Below are 23,117 nucleotides of genomic sequence, written 5' to 3'. Positions count from 1 at the left end.
CTATCCCTGTTCGATGACGAAATGGCCGGGAGCCAAGGCGGGGTCCGGCCGAAGCGCCGCGCGGGGTCCCAACCGTTCCACGAGCGGCGCGGCCATCGCCGCCTCCTCGGGACCGCATCTGGCCGTCCAGCGCGCCACGGCCTTGTCCGAAAGCATCTCAAGCCTGAGCCGACGGGTCAGATCAATGGCGCGGGTCGCTGTGCTGGTTCGCCCCGCCCCATCCAGCAAGATCTCGTCGATCGGCCGCCGCCCCCACGGCAGGGTCAGTTGCAGCAGACCGAAGCGACTGACCGGTCCAATGGTCGAATCCGGGCCGAACGCCGCCCTCGCCAGGTCCGAAACCGAGCGACCCTCGAAGGCTGTCCCGACCAGATCGACCGCGATCAGCCCGGCCCAGGACTTGAGCCCGATGAGCCTGGCGGCCTGGTTCAGGCCCTCGCGGTTGGCGCGCTCTCGTCCCTTGCGGATATCGCGCCCGGCCAGATGGGCATGGTCGATGTCGACCGAGATCAGCGCCCGCGTGCGCTCGATCGCCAGATCGAAGGCGGCGGCCGGAAAGGCGTGGATCGTCGATAGGGCGTCCTCCTCCGCCTCAAGGCCGGCACGGATGGCATCGATCCCCGTCGTCGGCACGACGCCCGGCACCAGAACGGCCAGGGTCGATCCAACCGTGGGTCCCGCCGCCAGCAACCGGGGCGCGCCCTGCCCTGGCCCTCTGAGACGCAAGGCCGGCCCCTTGCGTTCGCGCGGCTCGGCCGTCACCTCGACCTCGACCGCCTCGCCTTCCCTCAGGGCAGCGGCGCGGGAAAGCGGCAGGAAGCCCATGGGCCCCTCGCAACCCAGATCGACGAACGCGCCTCGGAATGCAGCCTCGATCCGCGTGACCCGCCCGACCGACACGGCCCCGAGCCGATGCTGGGCCAGGTCCGATTCGCGCTGAACGAGGAGACGTTCGGCCAGGCCATCGCGCACGACGATGCCACGCACCTCGCCCGGCGTGTCGTCCAGGAAGACTTCGACGTCGCTCATCGGCGCCAGCCGGCACCCGACAGCAGGTTGACGGTCTCGGGCAGGGGCAGGCCCATCACGGCCGGGTGGCTGCCGATGATCTTCAGCACGAAGGCGGCCGCCGGCCCCTGTATGCCGTAGCCACCGGCCTTGCCGCGCCAATCGCCCCCAGCGACGTAGTCGGCGATCTCGGCGTCCGACAGCCGCTTGAAGGCGACGCGGGTATCGACGCAGCGGTGCGTGACCCTGTCTCCGCGCGCCACGGCCACCGCGGTGAAGACCCGATGATTGCGGCCGGACAGCAGACCGAGAAAGCGCCTGGCCTCGTCCGCGTCGGCGGGCTTCTCGAGAAGGCGGCGTCCAACGGCAACGACGGTGTCGGCCGCCAGCACGACGGCACCGGGCGATCGCGCCTCCACGATCTGGGCCTTTGCCCGGGCCAGGCGGACCGCGAGACGCGCCGGTGTCTCGTCCTTCAGCGGCGTTTCGTCGATGTCGGCGGGATCGATGCGATCGGGCGCGATCCCGATCAGCGCCAGCAACTCGATGCGGCGCGGGCTGGCCGAGGCCAGCACGAGTTCGGGTCGCTGCACGCGCCCCTTACTTGAAGCGGTAGGTGATGCGGCCCTTGGTGAGATCATACGGTGTCATCTCGACCAGCACCTTGTCTCCGGCCAGAACGCGGATGCGGTTCTTGCGCATCTTTCCGGCGGTGTGCGCGATGATCTCGTGGTCGTTCCCCTCGAGCAGCACGCGGAACGTGGCATTGGGCAGCAATTCGCTGACCACCCCGGGAAACTCGAGCAGTTCTTCCTTAGCCATGCGGCCTCTCGCGCCCGGTGAATACGAAGAAAGGCTCGCGCCGGGCGGAAGCGCGAGCCGAATTAGGTGGGCGCTAATGCACCAAATTGTCAGCCTCGTCGAGTTCCCCTCCCCGCCAATCGACGACGGAGAGGGGAAAAAGGCGTCGTCAGAGCGGCAGGGTGAAGGTGATTCCGCCCATGTTGCTGTCGGCGTGATCGCCGAAGCGGCCGCGATAGGACAGTTCGACCTTGACCGGACCCAGGTCACCGGACACGCCCGCCGAGGCCAGGATCTGACCACCGAACGGATCGTCGTAGCTACGGCCCAGCACCTTGGCGGTGTTCCCCGCGATGCCCACGCGGACATCGTTGGTGCTGTCGTCGACGTTGTCGCGATAGCCACCTTCGACATAGACGCCAAAGCCGCCCATCTGACCTTCGGCGCGGACCGAGGCCTCGGCCGTCACGGCGTGGACCGAACGATCCTCATACCGATAGGAGGCCGCCACACCCTGTTCCGTGTAGCCGTCGACGTTGGCGGTCACATAGCTGACGGCCGCGCGGGGCGAGATGGCGATGCCGCCCAAATCAAGCCAGACGCCGCCCTGCAGACGCGCACCGGTGCTCTGACCCCGCGTTTCGCCCCTCATGACGATCGGCGACAGCGACGAGACGCGCTCGATGTCGTTGTAGTCGTCGCTTGCAACGCCGGCAGCGGCGTTCACGAACAGATCGCCCGAGCGATAACCCGCGTAGACGTCCAGCCCGATCGACTGCAGGTCGAAACGGTTGCGACCCGATTCGACGTTGCCTTCGCGATACGTTCCGGCCAGGCCGAACCGCATCGTCTCGGTGCCGGCCTCCAGCGCGCCGCGCACGACCGCGCCGTCCGCCGTCGCGTCGGCTACGTTGGTGCGGGCATCGGTCTTGGTCTTGTCGTAGCCACCGGTCACCGAAATGCTGGTGCCCGCCGTCCAGGGACCACGGCCAGACAGGCTGTCCGTCGCGGTGGACAGGGTGTCTTCGTGATGACGGAAGGCCGTCTCGCCCTGCAGCGTGCTGCTGGAGCCGATGTCGGCATAGTAGAGGTAGTCGTTGGCCAGCGCCGCGAACAGGCGGTGACCCGCCGCCGTGGGGTGCACGCCGTCCCAGTACAGATAGGTGTCAGGCGTGGCGCAGACGGTGACGCCGTTCAGGCAAGGCGTCGTGACGTTCGTCAGGCCGAAACGTGCCGGATCCGTCGCCAGGCTGTCGCTGACCTTGGCGATGTCGAACAGGATGATGTTGGAGTTCGGCCGGGCCGCCGCGGTCGCGATCAGGCCGGTCGCGAGGGCTGAGTTGAAGGTGCTGCCAGCGTAGTCGGCCAAGGCCGAGCCCGAGGCCCCCACCAGCGGGTTGCTGGCCGAGAACTGGGGCGTCAGGCCCAGGCGCGGCAGATTGGTCACAAGGACCGTACCGGCTCCGGCACCTGCCACCGAGCTGACGATGAAGTTGATGTCGGCGGCGGCCGAGTTGGCCACGCCCGTCATGACGGTCTGGGCCGTCAGGGGGCTGGCGGCTGCGCCGGGGAAGGCCTGGAAGATGTTGTTCGCGCCACCCAGGACGCTGACCAGATCGCGCGCTCCGAACACACCACCGGCCGTGGTGTAGGTCGTCAGCTGCTGACGCATGCCCGGCGGGAAGGCCACGGTGTTGTCGGTCCGCGACCCGCCGTAGGCGTAGTTGATGCTGCCGGTCACCGGCGCGCCCGCAGCCGAGACTCCGGCCGTGAAGCCCAGCAGTTCGGTGAACACCGGCCCATTCGAGAACCGGCCCTGGAAATAGGGCGGCGAGGTCGGCTGGGTGTTGGCGGTCGCGCGATAAAGGTTGCCGTTGTCGCTCAGGCTGTCGCCGAACACGACGAGGCGGTTGTACGATTGCGCCGAGGCGGCACCCGCCATGCTCACGGATGCGGCGAGTGTCAGCGCAGCCAAGGCTGCACCGCGAAGAAGTCCTGACATTTAATCCTCCCATCGGCCTGCTGATCGCGACCGTTGGGCCCTAGTCTGCGCCGCTTTCGCCGCGACGCAAGATGCCGTCACGTCAGCTTTCAGTGCAGCAATCTGAAACGAAGCGTTCCGGCAACAGTTTTCAGCACACGGAGCGCTTGCGGGTCATAGTCTCGATCGACGTCCGTGATGACGTAGCCGGTCCGTTCGTCGGTCTTCAGATGCTGGCCCAGGATGTTCAGCCCCGCAGCCGACAGCTCGCGGTTCAGCTCGGCCATCACGCCCGGCTGGTTCCTGTGGATATGGAGGATGCGGTGACCGCCCGAGACATCGGCCAGCTGCACGTTGGGCAGGTTGACGCAGAAGGTCGTGTCCCCCCGGTTCAGATAGCCCAGCAGGCGCTCGGCGGCGAACTCGGCGATCGCCTCCTGCGCCTCCTCCGTGGACCCGCCGATGTGGGGGGTCAGGATGACGTTCTTCAGGCCGCGCAGGGGGCTGTCGAAGGGGTCTGCATTGGTGCGAGGCTCCTCGGGGAAGACATCCAGCGCCGCGCCGCCTACCCGGCCCGACCCGATCGCCTGGGAGAGGGCTCCGATATCGACGACATGGCCGCGCGACAGGTTCAGGAACAGGGTGCCCGGTCTCATGGCCTGGAACTGCGAGGCTCCGATCAGGTTGGCGTTTTCCTTGCGCCCGTCGACGTGCAGCGAGACCACGTCCGCCTCGGCCAGCAAGGCCTCCAGAGTGCGCATCCGCCGTGCATTGCCCAGCGCCAGCCGCTCGGACAGGTCGTGGAAGATGACCCGCATCCCCAGCGCCTCGGCCAGCACCGACAGCTGCGATCCGATCGCCCCATAGCCGACGATGCCCAGGGTCTTGCCCCGCAGTTCACGCGACCCGTCGGCGGACTTGTTCCATTCGCCCCGGTGCATGGCGGCCGACTTGTCGGCCACGTCGCGCATCAGGGTGATGGTCAGGCCTATGGCCAGTTCGACCACGCTGCGCGTGTTGGAATAGGGGGCATTGAACACGGCCACGCCTCGGGCGGCCGCGGCGTCCAGATCGATCTGGTTCGTGCCGATGCAGAAGGCGGCGATGGCCATCAGCCGATCCGCCTCGGCCAGCACGCGCTCGGTGACATTGGTTTTGGAGCGGATACCCAGGACATGCACGCCCCTGATCGCCGCGATCAGATCGTCCTCATCCAGCGCGCCTTTCCGGGTTTCGACCGAATAGCCGGCTTCCTCCAGTCGCTGGACGGCCGCCGGGTGGATGTTTTCCAGCAGCAACATCCGGACCCGGTTGCGAGGGTAGGACCAGCGGCCGGCCAGACCCTCCGCATGCAGCAGTTCGTCGATCGAAGTCGCCTCGGCGTCCGCCACGCCGACGACGCGTTCGCGACGCACGATTTCGGTGAAGGCGTAGAAACGATCCGCCGCGCCCGCGAGCTTGACCTCCGCGTCATTCCAGCCGTCGCCGACCATCACGACCGCGCCATCCAGCCCCAGCTGCTTGATGACGGTGGGCTTGCCGTTCTCGCGGGCCAGGGGATTGGTTTCGTCGATCCCCGTCACCCGGCCATCGGCGTCATAAGTCAGGTCGTTGCACAGGACGCGGCTGGGCGGGACGCCCAACCTTTCCGCGATGGGCCTGATGATCTCGCGGAAGCCGCCCGAAAGGATATAGATGTGGTCGACATTCTCGTTGAAGAACCGAAGGTTCCGCCGTACCGACGGTGTGCCCTCGTCAAGGATGCGGTCGGCCAGCGCTTCCACATGCTCCCGTGTCAGGGGGAGCATCGACAACCGGGATTTCAGCGCCGCCCCGAAATCGAGCTCGCCAGACATCGCGCGGTCCGTGATCGCCGCGATGTCGGAGCGGATCGCGTCCGCGCCGTCGACGCCCGTTAGCGCGATGTCCGCAAGCGCCTCGAGTGTCTCGATGCGCACCAGGGTCGAGTCGAAGTCGAAGATGAGGGTCGCAGCGGCCATGCCCCTCTTTCGCCGACCTTCGCTGTTGCAGCAACGGGTTTTGTCTGGGGTCAGAGCCCAGTGATTCTACGCACGCGACTGTCCGGGCGCTGGCTTTCCAGTGCCGCCGCGCCGATCGCGGCAGCGATGGTGGCGACCGCCAGAAGCGCTCCGCCTTCGCGCGCGTGATCCTTGGCATAGCGGCCGGCGTCGTCGGCATAGCGACGTGCCGAACGCCCGGTCTGCTCGGCATAGCGACGGGCCTCGCGCGCGTACTTGCGGCGCTGCTTGTCGGACATGGCGCGCTGGCCGCGTTTGAGCGCCTTGCGAGCCTGATGGCGGGCATCGTCACCCAGGTCGCTGACCGTGTCTCCGAATTCCCCGGCTCGTTCGGTCAGGCCGCGCGAAATGTCGTCGAACCGATGACGCAGCGCCTCGGCGTCCAGCCAGCCGCGGGGATCCAGACGGCTGCGCAGCGCGTCATACCGCGTCGGGCCCGTCCGCTGGGTCAGCAGATAGGTCGCCAGAGCGGCCGTCGCGACGATGGCGAGCGAACCTGCGGTGATGCCGGGATGCTTGCGGGCCTCGGCCAGGGCGCTGAACTGTCGAACCATGGGATAATGAACCTCTTCGTCGAGGCCGTCGTCGGAGGGCTCGTAAAGCCCGTCGTCATACGGCTGATAGGCGGAACGCCTGTCCCGCATGAGGCTAGGAGCGAACCTGGCGAAAAGTGGTTCCGCCAAGCCTGGCAGCAAGGCGTAGAAACTGGCGATCAGCCGTCCACCACCCCCGACGGTGATCTCGCGCACCGAATGCGTCGCGCACCACAGCACCGTGTCGGCCACGACGTGGGTGGCATAGACCGGCTGTGGGTTGCGCATCACGGCGCCGGTCAGGTTGCGGGCATGACGGCTGTAGGGTGTGTCCACCGCCGACGGTTTGACCAGGCTGACGGACACCGGCGCGCCCTCGCGTAGCAGTTCCATGCGGAAGGCGTTGGTGAAGCCCTTCACGGCGTGCTTGGACGCCGAATAGACGCCCTGAACCGGCAGGGGCGCATCGCCCAGCACCGAGCCGACGTTGATGATCGTCCCGCCACCCGGTTGGCCTCGCAGGTGTTCGGCGGCGACCAGCGAGCCGTTCACCACGCCCCAGTAGTTGGTCTCGAACACCCGATGCTGGTCCTCCAGGGTGGTCTCCCGGATCGGGCCATAGATCGACACGCCGGCGTTGTTCACCCAGGTATCGAAGCCGCCGAACAGCCGACGACACTTGTCCGCCGCCAAGGTCAGGGCGTCGTAATCGGCCACATCGGCGACGGCATAGGCGACCCGCCCACCCTCGCGCTGCAGTTCCTCGACCAGGGATTTCAAGTCCTGTTCGCCTCGCGCGATCAGGAAGACACAGGCCCCTGCCGCCGCCGCCCGCCGCGCTGTCGACAGACCGATGCCGGACGTCGCGCCGGTGATGACGATGGCCTGTTGGTCGAGAGCTTTCAGGATCGGTCTGGCGGACATATCGAACTTTCAGCGGCGTCTGGATCGAAAACGAGGCGGCCTCGTGGGCGGTTCCGATGGATAGCACGCCCTGCCCTACCCTTACCAAGTGGCTCGCGGTTTCCTATCTTGCCCGCTTCTCGACATTTCGCCCTGCCCAAGGACCCGCCGTGACCGATCACGAGCCCACAACCGCGTTCACCCCCGGCGACCACCCCGCCGACGATCTGGCCGCCGCCTTCCAGATCGAGGGCTGGCCTGTACGGGGTCGTCTGGTCCGGCTGGGCGAGACCATCGACACCATCCTGTCGGCCCACGCTTATCCCGAGCCGGTCGCGGCCCTGCTGGGCGAGGCGTGCGCCCTGGCGGCTCTGGTGGGTTCGGCGTTGAAATTCCAGGGTCGGCTGATCGTCCAGGCCCAGGGCGACGGCCCCGTTCGCTACGTGGTCGCGGATTATGACACCGACGGCCATCTGCGCGGCTATTGCCGGTTCGACGAGGCCGAGGTCGCCGAAGCCTCGAAAGGTTTCGTTCGCCCGGGCGCCAAGGCCCTGCTGGGTCAGGGCGTGTTCGTCATGACCCTGGATCGCGGCCCGGACTTCGAACGCACCCAGGGCATCACCCCGATCGAGGGCGAGAGCCTGTCGTTGGCGGCCGAACACTACTTCGTCCAGTCCGAACAGGTGCCGACGAAGGTGCATCTGGCCGTCGGCTCGGTCACGACCGAGACCGGCACCGCCTGGCGCGCCGGCGGGGCGCTGATCCAGCTGATCGCGGGCGACGACGCGCGCGGATCGACCGAGGAGGTCTGGGATCGCAGCCGTGCCCTGTTCCAGACCCTGGGCGACGACGAACTGATCGACCCGACCATCACGCCCGAGACCCTGCTGTTCCGCCTGTTCCACGAGGATGGCGTGCGGCTGGAGGACGCGCGCGCGCTGAAGGCCATCTGCCGCTGCTCGGCCGACCGTATCCAGTCGGTGCTGGGCTCGTTCAGTGACGCGGAACGCGCGGACATGGTCGAGCCCGACGGCAAGATTCACGTTACCTGCGAATACTGCGCCAGCGTCTACAAGCTGGACCCCGAGGCCGTGGCAGCGGAAGCCGGCTAGCCTTCCAGATCCAGCGAATAGCCCGCCGAGCGGACGGTACGGATCGGGTTGGCGCTTTCCTCGACGTTCAGGGCCTTGCGCAGGCGGCCGACGTGGACGTCGACGGTGCGGGCCTCGACGTAGACGTCGCTGCCCCACACCGCATCCAGCAACTGTTCGCGACTGAAAACCCGACCCGGGTGACGCATGAAGTGGTCCAGCAGGCGGAACTCGGTCGGGCCCAGATGGACCTCCTTGCCCGAACGGCGGACGCGGTGAGCGACGCGGTCGATGACGATGTCGCCGTGCCCGACGCGGTCGTCGGCCAGACCCGGACGGATGCGGCGCAACACCGCACGGATGCGGGCGATCAGCTCGGTCATCGAGAATGGCTTGGTCAGATAGTCATCGGCCCCGGTGTCCAGGCCGCGCACCCGGTCCGACTCCTCGCCGCGCGCCGTCAGCATGATGACCGGCAGGTTGCGCGTTTCGGGGCGGCCGCGCAGGCGACGACACACCTCGATCCCGGACACCTTTGGCAGCATCCAGTCCAGCAGGACGAGGTCCGGCTGACGCTCGTCGATCTGGACCAGGCCTTCCTCGCCATCGGCGGCGACGACGACGTCGTAGCCCTCCTTTTCGAGGTTGTACTGAAGCAGGGTCGCCAGGGCGTCCTCGTCTTCCATCACCAGGATATAGGGCTGCACTCAGGTCTCTCCGTCAGGCGATCTTCAGGCCGTGGGTGGCGGCGTGGGCAAATGCCCAGTGTCGGAATCCCAGTCGCCCGGCGATGGCGTCCAGCGCGGGCGTTCGCCGGTCATCTCGTCGCCGGTGATCTCATAGTGGATGACCTCGGCGATATTGGTCGCATGGTCTCCGATCCGTTCCAGGTTCTTGGCCATGAACAGCAGGTGCGTGCAGGCGCTGATCGTGCGCGGGTCGCCCATCATGTAGGTCAGCAGTTCGCGGAACAGGGCGTTGTAGTGCTCGTCCACCTCGTCGTCGGAGGCCCAGACGGCCATGGCCCGGTCGATCTCGGAGGCCGTATAGGCGTCCAGCACATCACGCAGCCGCATCGACACCAGCTTGCCCATCCGCTCGATCGAGCGGGTCAGGGGCTGCATCGGCTCGGTCTCGGCCAGGCTGAGAGCGCGCTTGGCGATGTTCTTGGCCAGGTCGCCGGTGCGTTCCAGATCGGTCGCCAGCTTCATGGCCGACAGGGTCTTGCGCAGGTCGGACGCCACCGGCTGGCGCAGGGCGATCAGGCGGATGGCCTTCTTTTCGATATCACGATGCATGGCGTCGAGTTTGACGTCGCGGTCCACCACGGCGCGCGCCAGGGCGATGTCGCGACGCGCCACCGACTCGACCGCGTCCGCCACCTGCGCCTCGGCCAGACCCCCCATGCGGGCGACCTCCGCCGTCAACTGGTTAAGCTCGTCACCGTAAGCCTTGACCGTATGCTGGTTCATCAGCCGAACCGTCCCGTGATGTAGTCCAGCGTGCGCCGTTCGCGGGGATTCGTGAAGATTTCCTCGGTGTTGCCATGCTCGACCAGACGACCGAGGTGGAAGAAGGCCGTCCGCTGCGACACTCGCGCGGCCTGGGCCATGGAGTGGGTCACGATGACGATGCAGTACTGCTCGCGCAGCTCGTCGATCAGTTCCTCGATCTTGGCCGTGGCGATCGGGTCCAGCGCCGAGCAGGGTTCATCCATCAGGATGACTTCGGGGCGCACGGCGATGGCGCGGGCGATGACCAGCCGCTGCTGCTGGCCACCCGACAGGCCGGTGCCCGCCGAATGCAGGCGGTCGGCGACCTCGTCCCACAGGCCGGCCTTTTTCAGCGCGCTTTCGACAATGGCGTCCATCTCGGCCTTGGATGTGGTCAGGCCATGGATGCGCGGACCATAGGCGACGTTCTCGTAGATGGTCTTGGGAAACGGGTTCGGCTTCTGGAACACCATCCCGACCTGGGCGCGCAGCAGGACGGGATCGACCGCCTTCGCATTCACGTCCTCGCTGTCCATCAGGATCTGGCCGGTCACTCTGGCGCCCTGGATGGTGTCGTTCATCCGGTTCATGCAGCGCAGGAAGGTCGACTTGCCACAGCCCGACGGACCGATGAAGGCGGTGACCGTCTTGTCCGGAATGTCGAGGCTGACATCGAACAGGGCCTGCTTGTCGCCGTAGAAGACAGACACGTCACGGGCAGCGATCTTGGTCGGGCCCGCAGGGGCGGCAGGCGACTTCACGGGCGGCACACGTCCGGCCAGGGCTCCGGCTGTCCCGGACGTGGGCGTCAGAACGGACTCGTCGCGCGAGTCATCGGTGTGCGCCGGGGTTTCCGCGGCCGGCAGGACCTGGCCACCCATCATGGGGATGTCCTTCGGATCGGCGGGTCCGCCTTCGCGACCGTCGGGTGCGCGCAAGATTTGGGATTTCATAGACTTACCACCGGCGTTCGAAGCGCCGGCGCAGCAGGATCGCGGCGGCGTTCATGACGATCATGAAGGCGAGGAGGACCAGGATGGCCGCAGCCGTCCTTTCGTGAAAAGCGCGTTCGGACGCGTTTTCCCAGATGTAGACCAGCGATGGCAGCGCGCCGGTCGGCGCGGTCACCGAATGCGGAATGCCCGGCACGAAACTGACCATGCCGATCAGCAGCAATGGCGCGGTCTCGCCCAGCGCATGGGCCATGGAGATGATCGTGCCGGTCAGGACGCCGGGCATGGCCAGCGGCAGGACGTGATGAAAAACCGTCTGGGTCCGGCTGGCCCCCATGGCCAGGGCCGCCTCCCGGATCGAGGGCGGCACGGCCTTCAGCGCCGAGCGGGTGGCGATGATGATGGTCGGCAGGGCCATCAGCGCCAGCACAAGACCACCCACCAGCGGTGAAGACCGCGGCAGGTGCGCCCAGTTGATGAACAGCGCCACGCCCAGCAGGCCGTAGACGATCGACGGAACGGCGGCCAGGTTGTTGATGTTGACCTCGATCAGGTCGGTGATGCGGCCCTTCCTCGAGAACTCCTCCAGATAGACCGCCGCCCCGACGCCCAGCGGGATGGCCAGTCCGGCCGTGACCATCAGCATCAATGCCGACCCGACCACCGCGCCCAGCACACCGGCCAGCTCGGGTTCCGTGGAATCACCATTGGTGAACAACAGGGTGTTGAAGGTGGTCGACACCGCGCCGTCGCGCTTGAGTCCGTCCAGCCAGGCCATCTGCTGGTCCGAGACCTTGCGCTGGTCGGCGGGGGTCTCTCGCGTGACCTCACCCTTGTAATACAGGTCCGCCTCGTCCGAGACGGGCGCGGTGACGGTCACGGTCTGGCCGATCAGGGCGGGGTCTTTCCTGATCATGGCCGCTGCGCGGAATTTCAGTTCCGAGGACAGCAGGGCGCGATACGCCGTCGCCTTGGATCCCCGCTCGTCATCGGTCACGCCCATCCGGGCCAGGGACTGCTGGGCGACCATCTGCTGGAAGTTGGTGCCCTGAGGATAGGCGCGGTCGATCCGGGCGGGGTCCATATAGACCGGCACCGTGATCTGGTTGGCGTAGAAGGCGGTGTGGCCCTGCTCGATGATCCGGCCCAGCAGCAGCAGCAGAAAGCCGATGGCGATGCCGATGGCCAGCAGCCCATACAGCTTGAACCGGCCCTCGCGGGCATAGCGAGCCTTCAGGCCCCGCTTCAGCAGGCTGTCGCGGGCACCGTCGGCCAGGATGTCGGATGTCGCCTCAGTCATACTGTTCCCGATAGGTCTGGACGATGCGCTGGGCGATGATGTTCAGGACCAGGGTGACCAGGAACAGTGTCAGACCCAGACCGAACGCGGCGAGCGTCTTGGGACTGTCGAACTCCTGATCGCCGGTCAGCAGGGTGACGATCTGGACGGTCACGGTGGTCACCGTATCCAGCGGGTTCAGCGTCAGCTTGGCCGCCAGACCCGCCGCCATGGTCACGATCATGGTTTCGCCGATCGCCCGCGACATCGCCAGCAGGAGCGCGCCCGCGATCCCCGGCAAGGCGGCGGGCAGCAGCACGCGCTTGACGGTCTCGGACTTGGTCGCGCCCATGGCATAGGAGCCGTCCCGCAGCGACTGGGGCACCGCATTGATGATGTCGTCCGACAGGGACGACACGAACGGGATCAGCATGATCCCCATGACCGCCCCGGCCACCAGGGCCATCTGGTTCTGGACGAGCAGCAGATACTGGCCGATGCCGTCCAGGGGTCCGCCGACCAGCAGGGCACCGACACTGTTGAAGAACTCGCGGAACGCCGGCCCCACCGTCAGGGCGGCGAAGAAGCCGTAGACCACGGTCGGCACCCCGGCCAGGATCTCCAGCAGCGGCTTGACGATCCCACGTGACAGGCTGCTCGCGTACTCCGACAGATAGATCGCCGAGAACAGTCCGATCGGCGCGGCCACAACCATGGCGATCAGCATGATCAGGAAGGTGCCGGCGAACAGCGGCACGGCCCCGAATGCGCCCGACGAACCGACCTGGTCCGCGCGGATGGCGATCTGGGGACTCCATTGCGTGCCGAACAGGAAGTCGGTGACCGGCACGGCCTGGAAGAAGCGCAAACTGTCCCACAGCAGGGAAAAGACGATGCCGACCGTGGTCAGGATGGCGACCGCTGAACAGGCGAACAACAGGCCGCCGATCCATCCCTCGACCCGGTTGCGGGCACGCAGGGACGGCCGGATCTGGCTGTAGGCGAACAAGCCGCCCATGAGGGCGGCCAGCACCGCGGCGGCGACGGCCCCGCCCACCAGGGTGTCGTGGATGCGCCCCGCCCTGGCACCCTCGGTGACCAGCGCCTGACCCAGCGCGCCGGGCCATGCCTGCAAGGCGTGTCCGCCTTCGCCCACGATACGGGCGTCGTTCATGAAGGCTTCGCGGCGGAACGGTTCCAGCGCGGTCACCACGTCAGGCGCGCCCGCGGCCACGAGATTATGTTCGATAGAACCGGAGAATATGCCGGCCGCGATCACCACGACAAGCGCGGGCACGGCGACCCAGATCAGGGCATAGTAGCCATGCTGCTGCGGACGCGAATGCGGTGCCTGGCCCTGAGGCAGCGCGCGCGCCAGGCTCTGGGCACGGTTGCGCCCGAGGCCATAGGCCAGCGCCGCCATGACGGCCAGCACGGGAAGAATGAACCAGATCATCGCGCCCCAGAACACCGCATTCCGGCGGGGTGAGCGCCAGAATCACACCCGGCCGAGGATCGGCGAGCGTCGGGGCGGAAACTGCCCTCGGATGGTCAGCGGATTACGACGACTGAATGACAGTTCTGCAACGGCGTAGGCTGGTCGCTGCTGGACAACCGTCAGGCGGTCACTCGGGCTTGCAAATGCGGAAAATAGGCGGTGAAGAGCGCCCCCTCGCCGGGCGAGCTCTCGACGATCAATCCACCTCTGTGGCGATTGACGATGTGCTTTACGATGGCCAGGCCCAGCCCCGTTCCCGGACGCTCGCCGCTTTTCTGGCCTTCGACGCGATAGAACCGCTCCGTCAGCCTCGGCAGGTGCTCGCGCGCCATCCCGGGACCATGGTCGCGCACCGTGATGGCCACATAACGAACGCCGGCCTCGCGATCCGGCGTCAACAGCGACAGCCGGGTCGCGCCGGGCATGCGGGACGCCGTCGCCTTTTCCGCGTCCAGATCGACGTCGAGACCGATTTCCACGATCGACCCTGTCGCGGAATATTTGATCGCGTTGTCGGTCAGGTTCTGGATGACCTGAAGAATTTCGTCCCGATCGCCGATGATGCGACTGCCTTCCGGGGCTGTCAGATGTATGGCCACCCCCTTGTCCTGCGAAAGCACGCTGAGCGCGTCGACGACGTCGGCGGCGGCACGGCCGAGGTCCACTCGACCCGACGGCGGAATGTGCTCGTTCAGTTCGATGCGGCTGAGTGAGAGCAGATCCGCGACCAGACGGCTCATCCGTTCGGCCTGGGCCGCCATGATATCCAGGAAACGATCACGCGCGGCCGGATCTTCGCGCGCATGCCCCTTGAGCGTCTCGATGAAGCCGCTGAGCGAGGCCAGCGGCGTGCGCAACTCGTGGCTGGCGTTGGCCAGGAAATCGACCCGCATCAGTTCCATGCGACGCACGTCGGTTTCGTCGCGCAGACCCAGCAGGGCCAGAGCCGAGCCATCCGGCGACGGTAGCGGTCGCACCCAGGCCTTCCAGTGACGCGTGCGCGAGCCGCCGGCCGCGTAGTCGATGGTGCGGCTGATGCCCCCGAAAAGGGCCTCGTCGATCGCCTCGAGGACATTCGGATCGCGCATGGCCGATACCAGCAGCATGCCTTCTCGCGGCACCCGCAACAGATCGCGCGCGGCGCGATTGGCCAGGACGATCCGGCGCCCGGCGATGTCGTCGGCCTCACCACCGCTGATGATCACGACCGGATCGTCCAGCGCCTCGAACACGGCATCCAGCAACCGCCCGTCATCGGCGTGATGGGTGGCGGGTATGTCGGCGATCGACGCGGGACCCGTCGTCGGCGAGGCACGGCTCCCGAGCCAGGTCACCAGTGCGACGATGCCCGCGCCACCGACCAGCCAGGGCGCGATGTCGGGGCGAGCGGCGGCGATCACCAGCATCACCACCACCGCGACCCCGCCGGCCGCGCCCGATGTCCACAAGCGCGACGAGGCGAGCGGGACGACGGGAGATGGGGTGTCATCGAATGGCATGGGCGACAAAGGCTCCGGAAATCGTCGGCTGTCACGGCGACCTGCAGCCTGCCTAGCATCATCCGGACACGGCGCGATGACGAACCCGGATCATCGAAACAGGGATTCGCGGGAAACAAACCGGTTTTTTTACCTATTGGCTCCAGACTGGAAGCCTGACGGGGATGACGCGCCTTTGCCTTGGATCGTGAATTGTCTGACGGTGATGCATGACTGGCGGCTGACGCTGCTGGCCGTGATCGTCTGCATCACGGGTCTGGCGACCTGCATCACACTGATCGGCATGGCCCGGCGATCGTCGCAAAGAGACCGCATCGCCTATGGAGGTCTGGCCGGCGTGGTCGGCGGGCTATCCGTCTGGGCCACCCATTTCCTGGCCATGCTGGGCTACCGGTCCGTCGAGACCCTGCATTACGTTGCCGGCGAAACACTCGCGTCGCTGGCCATCGTCATCGTCGGGATGGCTCTCGGCATCGCCCTTACGCTCAGCAACGATTCCAGACTGACGCGGGCCCTGGTGGCGCTCCTCGCGGTCTGCAGCGTCGCGGGGATGCATTTCCTGGGCATGGCCGCCATCCGGATCGATGGCGGGGTGGCGGTCTGGGACGCGAAAGTCGTGGCGACGGCGGTCACGCTCAGCGCGCTGGTGGCCCTGTGTACAGCGATCTGGGAACGCCGTGACGGATGGTGGCGGATCCCGGCCAACACGGCCTTCGCCGTCGCCAGCGTGGCCATCCTGCATTTCGGCGGGATGGCGGCATTGACCATCGCGCCTGATCCGACCGTCGCCGTCCCGGTGTCGGCGATCACCCAGACCGTCATGCTGGTCTGGGTCGTCGGCGGCGCGACCCTGGTGGTCAGCATGGCGGCCCTGGTGACGATCCTGAGCCTGTGGGGCCGTCGCAGTTCGCTGAGCCAGTTGCGCGAAGCCATCGACACCATGCCGGACGGCCTGGGCTTCTACGACGCCGACGATCGCCTGGTGATCTGGAACGCCCGCTACGCCGAAGTGAATACAGAGCTCGCCGCCGCCCTGCAGACGGGTGTCCGGTTCCGGGACATGCTTCAAATCGGCTTGGATCAGGGTCTTTATGCCGATGCGATCGGACGTGAAGCGGAATGGATCGAAGAGCGTCTCGTCGCCCGCCGCCGCCTGTCCAACAGCCTCGAACAGCAGATTTCCGGCGACCGTTGGCTGCGCGTTCAGGATCGCCGGACGGCCCTTGGCGGCATCGTCACCGTCGTCAACGACATCACCGATCTCAAGCGCGACGCCCAGGCCCTGGCTGTGGCGCGTGACGCCGCGGAGTCCGCCAACAGGGCGAAATCCGAGTTCCTGGCCAACATGAGCCACGAGATCCGCACGCCGCTGAACGGGGTCATCGGTCTGACCCAGGCGCTGGCGAAAACCGACCTTGACCACGACCAGCGTGAAATCCTGAACCTGATCCAGTCTTCGGGCGTCACGCTGCAGACCTTGCTGAGCGACATCCTGGACCTCGCCCGCGTCGAGTCGGGCCGGCTGGAGATCGCAGCGGAACCCTTCGACCTGTCGCGCGCGATCAACGAGGCCGCCCACCTGTATGGCGCACCCGCCGCAGAGAAGGGCCTGCAATTCTTTGTCGAGATCGATCCCACGGCATCAGGCTGGGTTCTGGGGGACGTCGTTCGCCTGAAGCAGGTCCTGACCAATCTGGTGTCCAACGCGGTCAAGTTCACCACGACCGGTTTCGTCAGCCTTACGGCCTCGACCGGTCACGATCGTAACGGCGCGGCCATCCTGCGCTTCACGGTCGAAGATACGGGGGTCGGTTTCGACGCAGAGGCCAAGGCACGGCTGTTCAACCGCTTCGAGCAGGCGGACGGGACGATCACACGTCGTTTCGGTGGCACGGGTCTGGGCCTGGCCATCTGCCGTCAACTGGCCGACCTGATGGGCGGAAGCCTGGATTGCGAAAGCGAGGTCGGAGGCGGCTCGGCCTTCATACTGACGCTGCCGCTTGTCACCGCCGAGGCCCCGGCGGTTCAGTCCATCGAACTCGTGGCGTCGGCCGACCCGAGCGTGCGCCGCCTGCGTGTGCTGATCGCCGACGATCACCCCACCAATCGCAAGGTCGTGGAGCTGATCCTGGGTCAGTCCCCCGTCGATCTCGTCTCGGTCGAGGACGGGGCTCAGGCCCTCGCCGCCGCCCTTTCACAGACCTTCGACCTGATCCTGATGGACATGCAGATGCCGGTGATGGACGGACTGACAGCGGTTCGAGAGATTCGCCTGCGTGAGTCGGCGGCGGGTTCACGTCGCACCCCGATCGTAATGCTGACCGCCAACGCCCTGCCCGACCATATCGCGGCGGGCCAGGCCGCCGGCGCCGACCGGCATCTGGCCAAGCCGTTCGACGCCGCCGAACTGATCGCCCTGGTCGACGAGCTGGGCGGCGAGAGCCGAGCCCTCGCCGCCTGATATCGTCTTATTCGTAGCCGTGGGCGGCTTCGTTGATCACCTGGGACGGCATGCGCGAGAAGTCGACGCTGACCGGGGTGGCGGCCTTGGCCTGGAAGGTCTTGATGACGTGTTCCAGGCGGCGGCGGACCTCCTTTTCGGATTCTGAGCCGGGGTCCAGGTCCAGGGGGGCCAGGCAGAAGTCGATGATGGCCTGGGGGCGGCTGATCGGGTCCATGGCTTAGCTCCTTATTCGGCCGCGACGAACTGCGCGGTCTCGGTGGATTCCTTCATGGCGGTCGTGGAGGACTGCCCGTTGGAAATGACGGTGGCGACCTGGTCGAAGTAGCCGGTGCCGACCTCGCGCTGGTGGCGCGTGGCGGTGTAGCCGATGGCCTCGTTGGCGAACTCGCGCTGCTGAAGCTCGGAATAGGCCGCCATGCCGCGATCCCGATAACCGTCGGCCAGCTCGAACATCGAGTTGTTCAAGGCATGGAAGCCGGCCAGGGTCACGAACTGGAACTTGTAGCCCATGGCCCCCAGCTCGCGCTGGAATTTGGCGATGGTGGCGTCGTCCAGCTTGGCCTTCCAGTTGAAGGAGGGCGAGCAGTTGTAGGCCATCAGCTTGCCCGGATACTGCTTTTGGACGGCCTCGGCGAACTTCTTGGCGTCCTCCAGCGACGGGTGGCTGGTTTCCCACCACAGCAGGTCAGCGATGGTCGCATAGGACAGGCCGCGGGCGATGCAGTGGTCCAGGCCCGTGCCTTCCTTGAGGCGGAAGAAGCCCTCGGGCGTGCGGTTTTCGCGGTCGATGAAGGGCTGGTCACGCTCGTCGATGTCGGAGGTGATCAGCTGGGCCGATTCGGCATCGGTGCGGGCGACCGTGATGGTCGGCGCGCCCATGACGTCGGCGGCCAGGCGGGCGGCGATCAGGTTGCGCTCATGGGCCTGGGTCGGGATCAGGACCTTGCCGCCCAAGTGCCCGCATTTCTTTTCGGAGGCCAGTTGGTCCTCGAAGTGGACGCCGGCGGCCCCCGCCTCGATGAAGGCCTTCATGATCTCGAAGCTGTTCAGCGGGCCGCCGAAGCCGGCCTCGGCGTCGGCCACGATGGGCACGAACCAGTCGCGCTTGGCGCCCCCTTCGGCATGTTCGATCTGGTCGGCGCGCTGCAGGGTGCGGTTGATGCGGCGGCACAGTTCCGGCGCGGCGTTGGCCGGATACAGCGACTGGTCCGGATACATGGCTCCGGCCGTGTTCGCGTCGGCCGCGACCTGCCAGCCCGACAGGTAGATGGCCTTCAGACCCGCGCGGACCATCTGCATGGCCTGGTTGCCGGTCACCGCGCCCAGGGCGTTGATGTAGGGCTCCGAATGCAGCAGCTCCCAAAGACGGTTGGCCCCGCGTTCGGCCAGGGTGTGGGTGATCGGCACCGAGCCGCGCAGCTTCAGCACATCCTGGGGCGTATAGGGGCGCTCGATGCCGTCGAAGCGGCCGGCGGGCGAAGGGACGAGATCGGCGAAGGTGGTCATGGCGCGGCTCTTGGGATCTGGGAGGACCGAGGCGAACGTCGCATCGGCCACCCCATCAAACACGAGCCTGTCACTTTTGATACAGGATGCGCGTCGCTTGCGAAGTCATCTTGTCACGATGTGACGCTTGCGTTGTTGTCATGATATGACAAGGTGGGCGGATGGACGTCTCCGCCGATCGCAAGCTGTTCCTCGGAGCCCGGGTCAAGCGGCTTAGGCGGGATCGCGGCCTGACCCAGACGGCCATGGCCGGAGACCTGGGCGTGTCGCCCAGCTATCTGAACCATATCGAGCGAAACCAGAGGCCCGTGTCGGCGCAACTGCTGCTGCGGCTGGCCGACGCCTATGACGTCGATCTGCGAACGCTGGGCCAGACCGGCGCGACGGGCGAGGCGGATCTGGCCGAGGTGCTGGCGGATCCCTTGTTCAAGGGGCTGGAGGTGCCGCGCCACGAGCTGGTGCAACTGGTCGACGACGCGCCCGGGGCGGCGGAGGCACTGGTCCGGCTGTACCGCGCCTTCGCCGAGCAGAGGGACAAGGCCCGCGCGGCCCTGATCGAGGGCGGGCAAAGCGCCGATGCGCCCTCCCCCGCCGACTGGGTGCGTGACCATGTCCAGTCCCGCGCCAACTATTTCCCCCAGCTGGACGGGCTGGGCGAGACCCTGCACGCGGCGCTGGATCCCAATATGACCGGCGAAGGGTGCGAGGCCCTGGCCCGCGTCCGGCTGGCCACGCGGCATAATCTGGCGGTCAAGGTCATGCCGGCCGAGGTCATGGTGGAATGGACCCGCCGGTTCGATCCGCACCGGCGACGACTGCTGCTGTCGGAGACTTTGGACCATTCCTCCCGCGCCTTCGCCATCGCCTATCAGCTGGCGCTGGCAGAGCATGATGCGGAGCTGAATGCGATGGCCGACGCGGCCCGGCCGCCGGATGCGACCACGCGGGCGCTGCTGAAAGTGTCGCTGACCAACACGCTCGCGGCCGCTATCCTGATGCCCTACGCCGCCTTCCAGCGGATGGCCGAGGCGACGGGGTATGACATCGCCCGGCTGCAGACCCGGTTCGCGGTGTCGTTCGAACAGGTGGCGCATCGGTTGACGACGCTGAGCCGCCCGACGGCGCGGGGCGTGCCCTTCTTCCTGATGCGGGTGGATCAGGCGGGCAATGTGTCCAAACGTTATGCCGCCGGGGCCTTTCCGTTCGCGCGGTTCGGGGGGGCCTGCCCCCGCTGGCGGCTGCATTCGGCGTTCCGCACGCCCGGGCGGCTGGTCACCCAGATCATCGAGACGCCAGACGGCCGCCGCTGGTTCACCATGGCGCGCACGGTGGATCGGCAAGGGCATGATGGATTCGGCGAGCGCTATGATCTGGCCATCGGCCTGGGGTGCGAGCTGAAGGACGCGCATCGGCTGGTCTATGCGCGCGGACTGGACCTGGCGGCACCCGACGTCACCCCCATCGGCCCCGCCTGCCGCCTGTGCCACCGCCACCCCTGCGCCGAGCGCGCCGCCCCGCCGGTGGACCGCCCCCTGGCCGTCGACGACTGGTCCAAGTCGGTCAGCCCCTATCCGTTCGGGGCGGGATGAAGAGAGGCATCGATGGCAGGCACGACCTGATCGTGATAGGCTTGGACCCATGGCAAATCTGATACTGACCCTGCCGCAGGAGACAATCGATCGACTGAAGATCGAGGCAGCCCGGGCCGGAATGGACATCGAGGATTGGGCAACCCGGCGGCTTGGGCTGTCGGAGGAAGCCGCGCCGTTCACCCGTGCGGACGACGATGCGTCAGAGGCTCTGCGGCGGCTCGCTCGATACGATGAGACCGGGGAATTCGTCGATGGCGACGAGGCCCTGAACGCCTTTGTCGCCGAGGTCGAGGCACGGGCGGCGACACGGCGTTGAGCCGAAAGATCCGATTCGAACCTGAGGCGAATGCCGACCTGAGGCGGCTTGTCGATTTTCTGGACGTCTTGTCCCCGACCGCTGCGTCCCGTGCCGCAAGCGTCATTCGCCAAGGCATCAACGATCTCAAGCAATTTCCGGACAGCGGGTCGCTGATCGCAGACCGCGTTCGCCAGAAGTCCATCCGGTTCGGCGACAGCGGCTATGTCGTGCAATATCGGGTCGATCCAGTGCACATCGTCATCGCGCGCGTCTTCCACATGCGCGAGGATCGCTGAACCCGGGCCGGCCGCCCGTTGGAGAGTTGGAGAGTTGGAGTCAGAAAAAACGACTTCTACTTCTCCAATCGCCAGTCTCGGGCACCGGCCTGGGCGAAGACGGCGGCGCGCAAGTCTTCGCTTCGCTGCCTCGCCGCTTCGGGGTCGGCGGCGTCGGCCGCTTCCCGGGCTTCACGGCGCGCACGAGTCTCCTCCTTGTAGGCCAGGTCGCACAGTGTGTGATGGACGGCCAGCCAGCGCCGGGCTTCGGCGGCGCGGCCTTTTTCGACGGCCTGAGTGAACCGCTGCCAGGCCTTGTCGCGGGACGCCGTGGCGGTCGGGGCGGGAGCGTCGGGATCAAGGGGTTCGGCATCGATGACGGGCTCGGGGTTGTCCTTTCGCAGCCAGCCCTCCCGGGCGGCCCGCGCCCAGAAGGTCGAGGCCGAAAAGCCGAAGCGACGACAGACATGGCTGCCGGTCGCGCCGTTCAGATACATGTCGCGGGCCAGGGCCCAGGCGTCATCGGGGGTGTGGGTCGCGGTGTCGGTCATGCCGAAAAGCCTGCCACGCGCCTGCGTCAGAATCGGACGTGGGGTCTAGCCCTCCAGCGCCCGTTGCGCCGCCGCCAGTTCTCCCGCCATCACCGCCTTCAGGCGCTGGGGGGACAGGATCGTGACCTGGTCCCCCCAGGTGAAGAGGTGCCAGGCCAGTTCGCGCATGCCCGACGCCCGGAACCGGACGATCACGGAGCCATCGGGCTGATCCTCCAGCGACTGCGTGGGGTGCCAGCGCCAGCCGCGCGCCTCGGCCGCGCCGGTGGGCGTGACGTGGAGGACCACGTCCTCGATCTCGTCCTGATAGATGCCGAAGGACTGGCTGGCGAAGGCGTTGAGGTCGAAGTCGGCGGGCGGCGGGGCGAAGCCGGCTTGCGCCTCCACCGCGCTCATCCGGTCCAGACGGAAGGTCTGGACCCGGCCGCTGTCCCGGTCGGCGGCGACCAGATAGTTGGCGCGACCGAACATGACCCCGCACGCCGAAACGGTGCGGCGGCGCGCCTCCGCCCCCGGCCGCGAATAGGTGAAGGCCAGCGGCGACTGGGCCAGGACGGCGGCGCGGATGGTGGCCAGCATGGTCTCGTCGGCCCCGGGGCGCGGGCCGGCCTGGACGGCGATCGTCTCGGCCCGGACCAGGGCCTCCAGATCCGGGGCCAGACGGTTCAGGGTGGTCGAGCGCATAGCGGACTTGAGCTTGCGCTCCAGCCCCTCCAGCGCCGCGGCCCGACCGGGCTCGCCCGCCGCCCGGAGCGCCTGCGCCGCGCGGGTCAGCTCGACCAGCTCGGTCGTCGTGGGGGCCTGTTCGAAGGCGGACAAACCGCCGCGGATGCGCCAGCGCTTCTGCGGCGGGTCGGACACCTCTTCGGTGGCGGGGAACAGGGCGATGACGGCGTCACGCATCCGCTCGGCGGTGCGGCGGCCGACATCCATGTCGCGCGCCATCTCGTCCAGGCTCAGCCCCTCGGCCGAGGCAGCGAGCCGCCGGGCCAGTTCGAGCACCATGGCCGCCTTGTCATGCCGCATGAGCCGCCCCCGAACGATACGTCCGATTTTGACGTATCACCCTCCTAGAAGACGATCAACAGCAACCGCCCAGACATCGGAGACTGACCATGGCCACCACATCCGCTCCCGTTTCGACTCCGGCCGCACGCATCAATGCGACCCGCTATCTGATCGTGCCGTGCGAAGCCGACGGATGCGGTGACCTGGCCATTATCTGGGATAGGCTGGAGGAACAGGTCGTCGATGTCATCGATGCCCGGGCCTCGGCTCGGTATTCGGATGAAGACGCCCTGTGGGACGAGGCGCGCGGCTTTTCGGATGAAGGCTTCCGCATGGCGGCCTGAG

General features: G+C 67.1%; 22 protein-coding genes. 6 read left to right on the top strand and 16 right to left on the bottom strand.

Annotation, left to right across the window (positions count from 1 at the left end; all coding sequences use genetic code 11):
• From AC1DW4_RS03160 to AC1DW4_RS03135, 6 genes are all read right to left on the bottom strand, one after another.
• A complete protein-coding gene (locus tag AC1DW4_RS03160; RefSeq protein ID WP_477015780.1) occupies positions 1-1,029 on the bottom strand; it encodes a ribonuclease E/G in 1,029 nt (342 codons plus the stop codon).
• The gene (locus tag AC1DW4_RS03155) at positions 1,026-1,649 is read right to left on the bottom strand and encodes a Maf family protein (protein WP_477015779.1); all 624 of its coding nucleotides are present in this window, start codon (positions 1,647-1,649) and stop codon (positions 1,026-1,028) included. Before AC1DW4_RS03155 ends, AC1DW4_RS03160 begins: the two co-directional genes overlap by 4 nt.
• Positions 1,609-1,830, bottom strand: a complete 222-nt coding sequence (gene infA, locus AC1DW4_RS03150) for a translation initiation factor IF-1 (protein WP_013269122.1) — start codon at positions 1,828-1,830, stop codon at positions 1,609-1,611. Before infA ends, AC1DW4_RS03155 begins: the two co-directional genes overlap by 41 nt.
• Positions 1,831-1,978: 148 nt before the next feature.
• Positions 1,979-3,811, bottom strand: coding sequence for an autotransporter domain-containing protein (locus AC1DW4_RS03145; RefSeq protein WP_477015778.1), 1,833 nt, complete (start codon positions 3,809-3,811; stop codon positions 1,979-1,981).
• An 89-nt stretch (positions 3,812-3,900) separates the two neighbouring features.
• Positions 3,901-5,790, bottom strand: a complete 1,890-nt coding sequence (gene serA / locus AC1DW4_RS03140) for a phosphoglycerate dehydrogenase (RefSeq protein ID WP_477015777.1) — start codon at positions 5,788-5,790, stop codon at positions 3,901-3,903.
• A gap of 50 nt (positions 5,791-5,840) precedes the next feature.
• The gene (locus AC1DW4_RS03135; RefSeq protein ID WP_477015776.1) at positions 5,841-7,286 is read right to left on the bottom strand and encodes an SDR family oxidoreductase; all 1,446 of its coding nucleotides are present in this window, start codon (positions 7,284-7,286) and stop codon (positions 5,841-5,843) included.
• A gap of 149 nt (positions 7,287-7,435) precedes the next feature.
• Here AC1DW4_RS03135 and AC1DW4_RS03130 point away from each other — a divergent pair, with 149 nt between their 5' ends.
• A complete protein-coding gene (locus AC1DW4_RS03130) occupies positions 7,436-8,377 on the top strand; it encodes an Hsp33 family molecular chaperone (protein WP_477015775.1) in 942 nt (313 codons plus the stop codon).
• Here AC1DW4_RS03130 and phoB read toward each other — a convergent pair.
• The 6 genes from phoB to AC1DW4_RS03100 all read right to left on the bottom strand — a co-directional run bounded on the left by phoB (position 8,374) and on the right by AC1DW4_RS03100 (position 15,078).
• Positions 8,374-9,063: a phosphate regulon transcriptional regulator PhoB gene (phoB, locus tag AC1DW4_RS03125; RefSeq protein ID WP_077355882.1), complete on the bottom strand. Its 690-nt coding sequence runs from the start codon at positions 9,061-9,063 to the stop codon at positions 8,374-8,376. The two genes, AC1DW4_RS03130 and phoB, sit on opposite strands and share 4 nt — an antisense overlap.
• Before the next feature lie 24 nt (positions 9,064-9,087).
• A complete protein-coding gene (phoU, locus tag AC1DW4_RS03120; RefSeq protein ID WP_477015774.1) occupies positions 9,088-9,828 on the bottom strand; it encodes a phosphate signaling complex protein PhoU in 741 nt (246 codons plus the stop codon).
• Positions 9,828-10,802, bottom strand: coding sequence for a phosphate ABC transporter ATP-binding protein PstB (gene pstB / locus AC1DW4_RS03115; RefSeq protein ID WP_477015773.1), 975 nt, complete (start codon positions 10,800-10,802; stop codon positions 9,828-9,830). Before pstB ends, phoU begins: the two co-directional genes overlap by 1 nt.
• A 4-nt stretch (positions 10,803-10,806) precedes the next feature.
• Positions 10,807-12,102 carry a phosphate ABC transporter permease PstA gene (pstA, locus tag AC1DW4_RS03110; RefSeq protein WP_477015772.1) on the bottom strand — a complete coding sequence of 432 codons (1,296 nt, stop codon included), beginning with the start codon at positions 12,100-12,102 and terminating at the stop codon, positions 10,807-10,809.
• Positions 12,095-13,537, bottom strand: a complete 1,443-nt coding sequence (gene pstC / locus AC1DW4_RS03105) for a phosphate ABC transporter permease subunit PstC (protein WP_477015771.1) — start codon at positions 13,535-13,537, stop codon at positions 12,095-12,097. The genes pstA and pstC overlap by 8 nt, the downstream gene beginning before the upstream one ends.
• A gap of 161 nt (positions 13,538-13,698) precedes the next feature.
• A complete protein-coding gene (locus AC1DW4_RS03100; protein ID WP_477015770.1) occupies positions 13,699-15,078 on the bottom strand; it encodes a sensor histidine kinase in 1,380 nt (459 codons plus the stop codon).
• 187 nt (positions 15,079-15,265) lie between these two features.
• Between AC1DW4_RS03100 and AC1DW4_RS03095 the strand changes: the two genes are divergently transcribed.
• Positions 15,266-17,539: an ATP-binding protein gene (locus AC1DW4_RS03095; protein WP_477015769.1), complete on the top strand. Its 2,274-nt coding sequence runs from the start codon at positions 15,266-15,268 to the stop codon at positions 17,537-17,539.
• Positions 17,540-17,546: 7 nt separating this feature from the next.
• Here the strand turns inward: AC1DW4_RS03095 and AC1DW4_RS03090 are convergent, their stop codons facing one another.
• Together AC1DW4_RS03090 and aceA are read right to left on the bottom strand one after the other, a co-directional pair.
• Entirely contained in the window at positions 17,547-17,756 is a 210-nt protein-coding gene (locus AC1DW4_RS03090; RefSeq protein ID WP_477015768.1) for a hypothetical protein, read from the bottom strand.
• A gap of 11 nt (positions 17,757-17,767) precedes the next feature.
• A complete protein-coding gene (aceA, locus tag AC1DW4_RS03085) occupies positions 17,768-19,048 on the bottom strand; it encodes an isocitrate lyase (RefSeq protein WP_477015767.1) in 1,281 nt (426 codons plus the stop codon).
• Positions 19,049-19,209: 161 nt separating this feature from the next.
• Between aceA and AC1DW4_RS03080 the strand changes: the two genes are divergently transcribed.
• The 3 genes from AC1DW4_RS03080 to AC1DW4_RS03070 are packed head-to-tail and all read left to right on the top strand — an operon-like array spanning position 19,210 to position 21,234.
• Positions 19,210-20,637 (top strand): helix-turn-helix domain-containing protein, encoded by a 1,428-nt coding sequence (locus tag AC1DW4_RS03080; protein ID WP_477015766.1) that lies wholly within the window; start codon positions 19,210-19,212, stop codon positions 20,635-20,637.
• A gap of 49 nt (positions 20,638-20,686) precedes the next feature.
• Positions 20,687-20,956, top strand: a complete 270-nt coding sequence (locus tag AC1DW4_RS03075; RefSeq protein WP_477015765.1) for a hypothetical protein — start codon at positions 20,687-20,689, stop codon at positions 20,954-20,956.
• Entirely contained in the window at positions 20,953-21,234 is a 282-nt protein-coding gene (locus tag AC1DW4_RS03070) for a type II toxin-antitoxin system RelE/ParE family toxin (RefSeq protein ID WP_477015764.1), read from the top strand. The genes AC1DW4_RS03075 and AC1DW4_RS03070 overlap by 4 nt, the downstream gene beginning before the upstream one ends.
• A 56-nt stretch (positions 21,235-21,290) precedes the next feature.
• Here AC1DW4_RS03070 and AC1DW4_RS03065 read toward each other — a convergent pair whose 3' ends face one another.
• Positions 21,291-21,764, bottom strand: coding sequence for a hypothetical protein (locus tag AC1DW4_RS03065; protein ID WP_477015763.1), 474 nt, complete (start codon positions 21,762-21,764; stop codon positions 21,291-21,293).
• A 45-nt stretch (positions 21,765-21,809) separates the two neighbouring features.
• Entirely contained in the window at positions 21,810-22,790 is a 981-nt protein-coding gene (locus AC1DW4_RS03060; protein ID WP_477015762.1) for a helix-turn-helix transcriptional regulator, read from the bottom strand.
• 89 nt (positions 22,791-22,879) lie between these two features.
• On the opposite strand from AC1DW4_RS03060, the gene AC1DW4_RS03055 reads away from it, so the two are divergent.
• Entirely contained in the window at positions 22,880-23,116 is a 237-nt protein-coding gene (locus tag AC1DW4_RS03055; RefSeq protein ID WP_477015761.1) for a hypothetical protein, read from the top strand.
• Position 23,117: the final 1 nt, after the last annotated feature.

Source organism: Brevundimonas sp. P2_A6, from assembly GCF_056404975.1.
This window is presented reverse-complemented; position numbering and strand designations above follow the sequence as displayed.